General features: G+C 40.3%; 4 protein-coding genes and 1 tRNA gene. 3 read left to right on the top strand and 2 right to left on the bottom strand.

Annotated features, from left to right (window positions below):
- Nucleotides 1-34: 34 nt before the first annotated feature.
- The 3 genes from VFM80_RS13235 to VFM80_RS13225 all read left to right on the top strand — a co-directional run bounded on the left by VFM80_RS13235 (nucleotide 35) and on the right by VFM80_RS13225 (nucleotide 1,888).
- On the top strand, nucleotides 35-685 hold the full coding sequence (locus VFM80_RS13235) for a hypothetical protein (RefSeq protein WP_395072443.1): 651 nt from the start codon (nucleotides 35-37) through the stop codon (nucleotides 683-685).
- A 15-nt stretch (nucleotides 686-700) separates the two neighbouring features.
- Complete coding sequence (gene queA / locus VFM80_RS13230; RefSeq protein WP_395072441.1) at nucleotides 701-1,702, top strand: tRNA preQ1(34) S-adenosylmethionine ribosyltransferase-isomerase QueA; 1,002 nt, start codon at nucleotides 701-703, stop codon at nucleotides 1,700-1,702.
- A gap of 112 nt (nucleotides 1,703-1,814) precedes the next feature.
- A tRNA-Arg gene (locus VFM80_RS13225) sits at nucleotides 1,815-1,888 on the top strand.
- Nucleotides 1,889-2,084: 196 nt separating this feature from the next.
- On the opposite strand, the gene VFM80_RS13220 is transcribed toward VFM80_RS13225, so the two are convergent.
- Together VFM80_RS13220 and VFM80_RS13215 are read right to left on the bottom strand one after the other, a co-directional pair.
- The gene (locus VFM80_RS13220; RefSeq protein WP_395072439.1) at nucleotides 2,085-2,807 is read right to left on the bottom strand and encodes a nucleotidyl transferase AbiEii/AbiGii toxin family protein; all 723 of its coding nucleotides are present in this window, start codon (nucleotides 2,805-2,807) and stop codon (nucleotides 2,085-2,087) included.
- Nucleotides 2,808-2,878: 71 nt separating this feature from the next.
- Nucleotides 2,879-3,302, bottom strand: a 424-nt coding sequence (locus tag VFM80_RS13215) for a type IV toxin-antitoxin system AbiEi family antitoxin domain-containing protein (protein WP_395072437.1), incomplete at its 5' end; no start/stop codon positions are given.

The raw sequence follows: 3,302 nt of genomic DNA, 5'->3' as shown, positions 1-3,302 counted from the left end.
TTGTTAAACAGAAAAATTTAATAAAGGTTTAGTTTTGAAATTTAGCCAGATAATTATTTTAAGTGCGGTATTACTGACCGGTTGCTTTAAAAGTGAAGAACAACCGGTCTATTCAAATGTAGAAGGAGTTGTTCTGCTTAATGGTGATGGTGTAAGCGGAGCGAATGTTCATATTCGAAGTAACTTTGATCCCGGCGGATTTATCACAGAAAACTTCAATGAAAATGGTATAAGTATAGAATTCAATGTACAATTGGAAGATCTTTACACCGCTTCTTTGTATAGATATGGTACTGATGAAATTTTATTTACTTTTTTTGAAGATTCACTGTCTGTTGGTGTAGAGACCATTCAAATATCTGACTCGCTATTAACTAATGGACTTTATTTTTATCAAATCAGCAGGCCTTCCACAGCAGTTGCTGCGGATATGTTTATTGTAAACAAGCCGGATAGTTTACTTCCGGAAACGGTTCCTTTAACTTCAACTAATGGAGTGGGAGAATTTACCTTATTGAATGATTACCTTGCATTAGGCCGTGATTTTTTTACTACAGCTGGCGGCGGATTTAGTATAACGGACAGTTTGCAGATCATAATAACAAATAACGAGGAAATTCTTACGATCGAGCGTGTCAGGGTTAAGCCGGGTCAGTCAAATTTCTTTGAAATTACTCTGGATTAAGGCGAACTTGGGAGAATGAAATTTACGCTCTCCGACTTTGATTATGACCTTCCTGAAAACCTGATCGCACAATCTCCTGCACATCCCAGAGATCATGCCCGATTATTGGTTTATGACCGTAAGGACGGCTCTGTTACAGACGACTATTTTTATAATCTGGACACCTATCTCCCCAAAAACACCAGGTTGGTTGTGAACAACAGTAAGGTAGAAAAATGCCGTCTGCTTTTTGATGATGGCAAGAAGGAGTTGTTTGTTACCTCGGTTCGGAATAACAACACAATTGAAGCTTTGGTCCGGCCGGGAAAAAAATTCAAGCTTGGTAAAGAAGTTGAATTGACTGAAACAGTTTCAGCTAAAGTAACACATATTGCTGAAGACGGATTACGAACCTTAATTCTCTCCTGCGATCTGGATTCCCCAAAGCTTACCCCTTACAAATACACCCCATTTCCGCCATATATTGAACAGGATGAATCCCTGGCGGATGAATATCAAACGGTGTACGCTAAAGATCTTGGAAGTAAAGCAGCACCTACTGCTGGGTTACATTTTACCGATGTGCTTCTTGAAAAGCTGGATGAGACGGGAGTAAAGAAGTCGGAAGTAACATTGCATGTAGGCCTTGGGACATTCGCTCCGGTAAAAACGGAGAATCTCGAGGATCATGATATGCACAGCGAGTGGTATCAGCTTGGGCAACAGACCTGTGATGAGCTGAACAGTTCAAACCATATAACTGCGGTTGGCACCACGAGTGTACGGGTGCTTGAGACGGCTGCTGATGATTCCCGGCACTTTAAACCTGAAAGCAAAGAAACGGATATCTTCATTACGCCGGGCTACCAATTCAAGGCAACCGATGCCTTGATCACCAATTTCCATTTACCAAAAAGCACCTTGTTGATGTTAGTATCTGCATTTATGGGGTTTGATGAAATGAAACGCCTTTACGAACATGCTATCAAAGAGAAGTACCGCTTTTATTCATTCGGTGATGCCATGCTGATCCTGTAAAACAGTCTCTGATTTTAGATGTTTCTGAATGCAGGTCTTCTTATATTTATTGCCCTTTTGAAAACAACCGTTCAATGTTCACTATTCGGTGTTCCTTGTTCGATGTTCAATTGCGCCCGTAGCTCAACCGGATAGAGCGTCTGACTTCGGATCAGAAGGTTGAGGGTTCGAATCCTTCCGGGCGTACGAATTATAAGCCGTTAAGTAACTATTTTTGTTAACTTAACGGCTCTTCTATTTTTTGGACCGGCCAACATACGGCAAACATTTTCACTTAAATGCTTCTTATTGCATACTTAAAGAATTTTCTGAACAGGTACCCTTCTAAAAAAGTTGAATACAAAATTTTCCAATTGTTTTTAGAATACATTGTAACAGTACTTTATACCCCACCGATAATTTCGTTCATAACTTTTGTATAAGCTTGTTCCTGATCATACTCAATTTCAGGTCTTAGCAAAGCCATAATATCCCCGGTAAATTCATCATCTTGCATCTTTTCTTCCAAATTAAGCTCGAATTCACGAGCCGAGGGAGCTTTATTGTCTTCGTGTTCCATATATGCGTGAAAGCACTCAATGATTTTGTTAACATCTATATCAAGGTTTTCCAAAGCATAGTGGAGGTCAAATAAATCTCGTCCCTTTTCTCGCTGGTATAACGCTCTGAGCTTGGTGCCTAAAAGCTCTTCCGGCTGGTAAGTCGTTACTTCTGCACTTCCTTGGTACCAAGGGTTATCCACTGAAAAAATTTCTTTCTGTAACCCCAACACATTGAAGTGTTCCCGCGTATTGATTTCAATTTTTACCCTCATGCTCGGTGGGGGACTTACTTCCGTCTCAAAATCATATAAAGCCTTCCAATTATGTTCCTTCTGAACTATTTTTCTATCATCTATTGATGAAAGAAATTGAAGTTGTGTACCAATAGCTTGCAATATAGGTTTTATATTTCCAGACTTAATTTGAACCAAGTCAATGTCTTCAGAATACCTCGCCTGAGGATGCAGGTAGAGTTTGTGCAAAGCTGTACCACCTCGGAATGCGAGGTTTTCCTTCAAAAAATCATTGGAAAATATCTCTACAACGGCTCTGGAAATAACCAAATCCTGTTCAACCTGTGATGATTCAGTCCAGGGGGCTACGGACCTCCAGGCATCTATATACGCTTTGGGGATCATAGTTCGTCAACCTCTACATTCATATTTGGTATTATTTTCCAACGGTTTGGTGCTTTTTGGTTTTCGCTGTCTGTTTTGGGATTTAGCTGAGCTGGGTAGTAATTCCGGTTGTCTAATACACTATGTATGGCATCAGCCAGTGTGGTTTGCTGAAGAATTTCATCAAACAAATAACCTAAGCGTTGAAGGGTTGTGGTTTGAGGGAAATCTTCTGCGGCTTTAGCCAGTGTGTCTGATTCCAGTTCAATGACTAATTCGGCTAAAACCGTGGTGGCCCGGTTTATGCCACCAATACGGTTTGAGTAAGAGACTAAATCAAGAGCCGTTAATGCTCGACTTGAAATGTTGATGTACCCGGCATCCGTTTTTTGCTGAGTTACAAAATCAGCATTCCAACCTTTTTTTAGGCAAAAGACAATA

This window comes from Gracilimonas sp. (genome assembly GCF_035704785.1).
GTDB lineage: Bacteria > Bacteroidota > Rhodothermia > Balneolales > Balneolaceae > Gracilimonas.
The sequence above is the reverse complement of the archived record's forward strand: the minus strand, read 5'-3'. Positions and strand labels throughout refer to the sequence as shown.

Excerpts from the sequence above, each read along its gene's own strand:
- queA (WP_395072441.1), top strand. The coding sequence starts at position 701 with ATGAAATTTACGCTCTCCGACTTTGATTATGACCTTCCTGAAAACCTG.